The organism is Moorena sp., assembly GCF_982860115.1.
Window position 1 is genome coordinate 1 of record NZ_CEYLVT010000313.1, and the last position, 7,015, is coordinate 7,015.

The 7,015-nt window shown below is 45.2% G+C and carries 6 protein-coding genes; all 6 read right to left on the reverse strand.

The window, feature by feature from the left end:
* Nucleotides 1–1,919 (reverse strand): GAF domain-containing protein (locus tag AC4II3_RS30120; protein ID WP_490722989.1); only part of this gene is annotated, 1,919 nt, incomplete at its 3' end.
* The gene (locus tag AC4II3_RS30125) at nt 1,874–2,434 is read right to left on the reverse strand and encodes a chemotaxis protein CheW (RefSeq protein ID WP_490722990.1); all 561 of its coding nucleotides are present in this window, start codon (nt 2,432–2,434) and stop codon (nt 1,874–1,876) included. The genes AC4II3_RS30120 and AC4II3_RS30125, both read right to left, overlap by 46 nt.
* Nucleotides 2,435–2,479: 45 nt before the next feature.
* The gene (locus AC4II3_RS30130; RefSeq protein ID WP_490722991.1) at nt 2,480–2,851 is read right to left on the reverse strand and encodes a response regulator transcription factor; all 372 of its coding nucleotides are present in this window, start codon (nt 2,849–2,851) and stop codon (nt 2,480–2,482) included.
* A gap of 133 nt (nt 2,852–2,984) precedes the next feature.
* Nucleotides 2,985–4,226, reverse strand: coding sequence for a response regulator (locus AC4II3_RS30135; protein ID WP_490722992.1), 1,242 nt, complete (start codon nt 4,224–4,226; stop codon nt 2,985–2,987).
* Between the two features lie 1,118 nt (nt 4,227–5,344).
* Nucleotides 5,345–5,800, reverse strand: coding sequence for a chemotaxis protein CheW (locus tag AC4II3_RS30140; RefSeq protein WP_490722993.1), 456 nt, complete (start codon nt 5,798–5,800; stop codon nt 5,345–5,347).
* 52 nt (nt 5,801–5,852) lie between these two features.
* Nucleotides 5,853–7,015: response regulator (locus AC4II3_RS30145; protein WP_490722994.1), on the reverse strand; the 1,163-nt coding region annotated here is incomplete at its 5' end.

Genomic DNA, 7,015 nt, shown 5'->3' on the forward strand with positions numbered 1-7,015 from the left:
ATCACATAAGCTTTAGCCTGAAATTGCTCCAACAGGTCAATGTGACATTGATCGTGACCAACTTTGTAAATGTCATCAACCGCTAAGGTTTCATTGTGGCGATACCTACCCCCTTGGGTTTCCTCCAAATAGGTATCGCGCCAGACTTTTTTAATACTCGATCCAACTAATGGTATCCAACCATGTGCCACATCCTCAGCCACAAACTCACCACTCCAGTCTCGATTGAAGCGATACACAGCGACGCGATCGCACTTGAGCTGCTGCCGGATTTCTTCAGTAGCAGTCTGGAAAACACTCTTGATGTCGGAACTCTTAAGTATTTTATCAAGCAAGCGACTTGCTATTTTTTCCCCCTGAACAGCAATATCGAGTTGCTCCGATTTCTCCTGTAGCTGGGCTGTAATGTCCAATTGTTTGAGAATACTACTGAGACGGTCACTCAGTAGTGACAGCAGCGTAACTTCACTATCAAGCCAGCGCCGAGGGCGAGAGTTCTGGTAAACGGCAAATAAGCCCCAGAGGTGTTCACTATTAAAGATTGGGGCTATAATATAAGCCTTGGTCTGATATTTTTCTAAGGTTTCAATGTAGCACTGAGAAAAACCAGCGGCATAGATGTCGTCAACTCGCTCTACCTGCTGACCTTTGAAATAGCTGCCTCCTTGTGTCTGCTTTAAATAAGTATCGGTAGTAGGGCTGGCCACGGATCCGATTTGCTTAACCGTACAGCGCTGAGAGGACAATATATCTGCTGATGTCAGGTTAGGATTTTGCTTTTGGTCTTGGAGCAGCCTCACCCAACCCTCTGCAACTGACTCAGCCACAAATTCACCACTCCAGTCTCCATTGAAGCGATAAACCACTACCCGATCCGCCTTGAAAAACAGGCGCAGTTGTTCACAAATATTGCCCAGGGCAATCTCCGGCACATTTGACGGTGCAATTGTGGCCAAGATTTGAGCCAAAACCTTTTCCTGCTTCACCTGCTCTCGCCGTCGGGTACTAAATTCCACTGGCTGTAGACTTAGCCGAAGTTCAGTCACAACTTGGTAGAGCAGACTAATGTCAGCTTCCTGCCATTCCCGGGAACCAGAACATTGTTGCACCACCAGTAAGCCCCACAGTTGCCCCTCGATCAAAATCGGTAGACTTAAGCTAGCTTTGACCTGGAATCGTTCTAGCAGTTGGAGTTGAAACGGACTCAGAGCCCGGTCATTAATATCATTAAGGGCTACAAGTTCCTGTTGCTCGTAGGCTGACCGATTCAATGCCCCAAAAGCCATCACCGGCAGGTACTCCCCCTGGCTGGGAGTATAGCCACCCACCATGGACTCAACTAGCACCGTACCCCGATTCTCCGACTGGAAGCGAAAAATCAAGGCTCGGTCTACCCGTAAACGCTGACTAACCTCAGTCACGGTGGTGCTCAACAGGGCATCACTAGTTTCTGCTTTGCGCATCTGGGTGGCCAGGTGGAATAACCACTGTCGCTCACCCTTGCAGTGTTGCTCAATATCCACGGCTAGGTGAAACTTAACCCCGGTAGGTGTTCCCTTGCCATTGCCATTACTCGATGATTGATTGAGTTGGGACTTAGAACTGAGTATTTCCTCAGATTGATCAAATTGTGGCATAGTTATAGTTTCGGTTTTTTCAACATCTGGTTTAGGGAAAATTGCCGACCATGATGGCATCTCAGAGGCAATCGAGTCGGTAGTAAGCCTGCCAATCGACTGTTCAATCGGCAGAGTTAGTGACGAGCTTGTCAACCAGTCATAATTGATTTGATGGGATTGATTTGGTTGATCAAAACTCATCATGATTGCCCTGATCAATTGCCAGATTTCCGAGGAGGCTAAGTCGAAAAACCTCAAGACTCCCCTCCCCAAGACTCCCCTGCTTGATGTGTCTGCCATAGGGGACACTTAGTAATAGCCGTGACATCCAAGACTGCACCCCCATCCCCAGGTAGGTAACCCAGGAGAAAAGGCAGTAGCGATTGAGGAAATAAGCCAGGAGATGCTGCCTGGAGTTGCTCCAATTCATGTAACTCAATCTCATTGACTTGCGATACCACCAGACCCACAGACTGGTCATTGACCTGAACCACTATGGCCACAGGAGATACCGAAACTTGCCCAAGCTCCGACAAAGGTGGATAGCCAACCAGCTGGTTTAGGTCTACCAACCAGAGCATTTCTGAGCGCCAATTACCAATGCCCAAAATGCAACTGGGCATTTCCGGCACCAGCAGAACGTCTGGTACATTCACCCTGATAATTTCGGTAATCTGCTCTAGGGGCAACAGAATACTATCCTTTTTGCCAATAGGAAAACGCAGCAACCGCACTCGGGTTTCTGGGGTTAGTGGATCTAAGTTTAGTAGGTCAAGATTTGTTTGTGTTACCACTGGGTCAAGGGAGTTCAACATTACCTAATACCTAATACCTAATACCTAACACCTAACACCTAATACCTAATACCTAATACCTAACAATTGCTGGATTGTTTGTATTAGTTCTTGTTGGTTTATCGGTTTAGGTAAATAGGCATCAGCTCCCAGCATCGAACCCCAGAGTTTGTCAGCATCAGTTCCTTTAGTTGAGCAAATCACCACTGGGATGGTTTGGGTGTTGGAATTAGTCTTGAGTTCCCGGCAAAGTTCAAACCCGCTTTGTCCTGGCAAAATCACATCGAGAATCACCACATCTGGTTTCTGGGACTGGAGTTTGATCTGGGCATCCTCACTACTTGTGACACTAACTACCTTGAGACCAGCTTCTCTGAGGTAACCACTTAGCATCTCATTTTCTGTCAAGCTATCTTCAACCAAAAGGACTGTAGTCATAAAATTTGTTTACTCTATACTAATAATTAGTAAAATCAGTTAATAGGTATTTTAAATTAGTTGTAAAAATTTTTGTTCCCTGTTCCCTGTTCCCTGTTCCCTGTTCCTTTTGCTAAACTATTAAAGTAAGTCTTCAACCGGACAGGATATTATGACTAACCCCGACATGCCTTTGTAGAATTGTCAATACCTTTGACCGAGTAATAGGCTTTGCTAAAAAGTCCGTAGAACCAACCATTTTTGCCCGCACTCGGTCTACAATTCCGTCATTACTGGTGACCATAATCACTGGGGTGTCTTGAAACACCGAAACCCGACGAATTTGTGCACAAATTTCATACCCATTTAAAACCGGCATGACCAAATCCAAGAAGATCAGCTGTGGTTTGTGCTTTAGCAAGGTCGGCAAGGCTTTGATCGGGTCTTGAACATTGATAAATCGATAGCCAGCATTGGCAAGAATTTGACTCATGGTCAGCCGATCAATTTGGCTGTCTTCGATATAAACTACCAAGGGACTAGCTGGTAATGTCTGAATTGGTCCTCCTTTTCTTCCAGCAGTTTCTGGCATTCGATTAGTGGCTTGATTAAAGTGAGTATCACAGCGGAAGTCCCCAACGGAGATCAGACCCATGACCTGTAATCTGATATAGGGCATGATTGATTGGGTCAGAGCCAAAAGATTCTGTTTCAACCTCAGAGCTAAATCCCTCAAAGTGCGATCGCCATCCACCAAGGTAGTCAGGTTATGGTAGGCCAGTAATGAGGTCTGCTGTCGCAATTTGTCAGCATCCCAGATCACCGGAGCCAAAGAAGGAGAAATATTTACCAAACCAGCCTGTTGCCAAGGTTCCCAAGCCAGCGTTGCCTGTTGCCAAATTTGTGAAGCTCGAATGACTACCAAGCTTGAATCAAAAGTTGAATCAGAGGTTGAATCAATAGTCTCTTGAGGAATCTGCCTGTAAGTTAGTTGCTGTGATGAACCACAGCGGAGTTGTTCCTGCCGTTGGATGATATCGAAGAGTATTTCGGTACAGTTGCCAGCAACAACCGACCTCATCTGTTTTAGCGGTACTTTCCCCTGTCTAACTAGTTCTGCTAGAGATGGGTAATCCCAATACACCGGCTGAGCCGACGACCCCTGACACACAGGAAATGCTGATAGTTCTGGGCAGTGTACAGACAACTGCCGACACCAACGACGAATGGGATGCATTTTACTAGCACCCCCAGTCAAACGACCCAAGTGGAAAAAAAGACTCCACTGCTGACCTTGGGGATCTTCAATCTCCAACCGACCAGTCAATTGCTCTTTTGCGCAAGCTTGAATCTGTTGTGCCAGTTTGTCGGTGGTCAATACTTTTGGAGTCGTCATTGGTGTCTCTATGGATATATAGCAATGCCACTAGTAATTAGTAACTAACTAACAATTAACAATGAATATTTAACAAGTAATAATCTTAGTTTGTTAGCGCCTCTATTAGCACGGAGGTTTTAAAGTGCCCCTGTCCTAATACCCTAATACGTAGATACCTAAGACCTAATAGCTATGATTTTTAATCCTGATATTGTGTATAGTTTTCAGAACTTACGCAGCTACTCTATTTGTATATGTGTTAAAAATTATAGGGGTTGTAGCCCAGTTTTGCGTAAATCCTGGTTTTGTAGAAATGCACCAAACTGGTAATGTTAGCAGACACGTCAAGCCAGGGTTGTGGAGATGCACCATTATCGAGTTTCACTAACCATCAGCAAAACTCTGTTAGTCTAATTCAATTAAATTAGTAGCTTACTTGGCTTAATTTTACCTTAAATAAGGGTTATTGAATTAAAGTTTAACAAAAGTTATACTGCCTTAATCATAACTATATATAACGATTAATATCCGCTAATTGTCGTAGTATACTTTGCTAACATGCAAATGTAGCATCTCTCGGTAACATTAGCCACAAAATCCAGCTAACTTTATTAAGTCTTTAAAAAAAAGATTATTTATTTTCAAAAGAATTAACTGCGAAATAATCGTGTGTACTGAGTTTCGTGGGGTGCATCTCATTAAAGCTGTTTGACCCGGTGGTGCGTTAAACCGGCGGGCTATCTAAACCAGACACGAAGAGGCGGAAAATGAGGGCGAGGCTTTGGGTGGTGCGTTACACCAGCGGGCTGTCCCAACTTCTGTCACTTTCGGGAAACAAAAGCAAAATCGGAACTAATTGTTTATTAATAGCAATGCAGAGGTGCGACCCGTGATGGCGAACGCGCCCCGCGTGACCTAAGGTCAAGGGATTGCTCGCCATCACGGGTCGCACCTAAGCGGTCTTGGGAAGGCAGTGCCTTCATGCGGGGGTTCCCCCCATGAGCAACTGCTGTGGTTTCCCCCACTCGCGCTTTGCATCAAGACAGGTCCGGAAGCAGGTGACCCACACAGACCCAAAACCCTCGCGCTTTGCATCAAGACAGGGACTTTGGGCGCAGGGCTATCACTGTTGAGGGTTAAGGGGTCAAGGCACCAACTTGCTGTAAATCCAAAAGAAAAATTTTCTGAGTAGATGCTTCGTTTGATATAACAGCTACATGAGATATCATCTCCAAAACACTGGACTGACGGTAAGACTTCGGGATAGGTCGCATCATGTCTTGGGGTAACTCCACCAAATTGGGTAGATCATCCACAAAAATTCCCCAAAGTTCGGAGTCCCTAGGACGAATAATTACTAAGAACCTTTGGTTAGGGCTTAGGTGAGGTAAACTACCATCCCCCAACTGCTGATGTAAATCCCAAACCTTAATGGCATGCTTGCCTAGCTGAACTAATCCCATAGTTTTCATCTCCCTTTTGATTTCAGTGGAAAAATTTACCACTTTCAGGACATCCATAATTGGAAGACATAGGGAATAGTCAGCAATCTGAAAAACCATGAACTTGTCTAGTTGTGGAGCGTCATGCATCGCTTTTTTAACTACCTAATCCAATTGACAACTGCTATAGCTAGCTTTAAGGTTAAATGGGCTCAATAACATCGGTTACTGTTGTCAACAATTTGTGTTCCAAATAGGGCTTAGTGATATAAGCCTTTGCCCCCAACTGTGTAGCAATCAAGCGGTGTTTATCGTTACTGCGGGAGGTGAGGATGACGACAGGAATATCTACCAAAGCTGGGTCAAGCTGACAGTGTTTGAGAAACTCAAACCCATTCATGCGAGGCATCTCAATATCACAGATCACCAACTGTATGTCTGTTTGATGCTGTAGTTGCTCAATACCTTCATAACCATCCTGGGCTTGAAACACTTGATAGCCATTCTTTTCTAAGGTCATCGCTAGAGTTTGGCGCAGGGTGATCGAATCATCTACGACGAGTACCTTGGGCTTACGTCTGACCCAGAACGGTTCAACCGTTGAAGGTGGAAGCTGCTTTTGCGAAAGGATTTCTATCGGTTCGGTGGCTTGGTCATAGCTTTTGCTTTCAACCTTCAATGTGCCAACCTGTAACCTTTGACTGCCATCGGTGTGCTGGTCAGACAAGTACTGGATCAATTCAGTCCCATCGAGCACCAATGTCAACCGACCATCGGCGAGAATACTGCCCCCATAGACATAGGGGGGTGGCACAATCATTGTGCCCAAAGGACGAATCACCAACTCCTGGTCTCCCAACAGTTGGTCTACTTCCAGACCGACAAGCTGATCCTGGTAATGGATCACAATGATTGGTTTAATTGTCTCTTTAGGAACAACAGGCTGATGGGGATGGGTTACCGAGAATGGATTTGCCACAGAGGAATAATCTAGGACTTGCCCAAGTTGGTAGACTTTAACCAGTTGCTGATCACTGCCGGTACCCAAGTCAAGGATTTTACCATCTTCCCAACTTCGGAGCTGGTGTTCCTGAGGAATAATAATTTGCTTGACTTGATCAGTGATCAACCCATAAACTTGGTTTCCAGCCTGACACAGGAGTAACTTATCTATGGTTAAACTCAGGGGAATTTGTAGTCTAAATCTGGTGCCAAGGTCGGCAGAAGAATCAACCATTACCGAACCCCGCAGAGCTTTGACCTGGTTTAGAACAATATCAAGACCAACACCACGTCCAGAGAGGTTATTTACCCCAGAGACAGTGGAAAAGCCTGGTTCAAACAACAAATTCCTCAGCTGAGCCT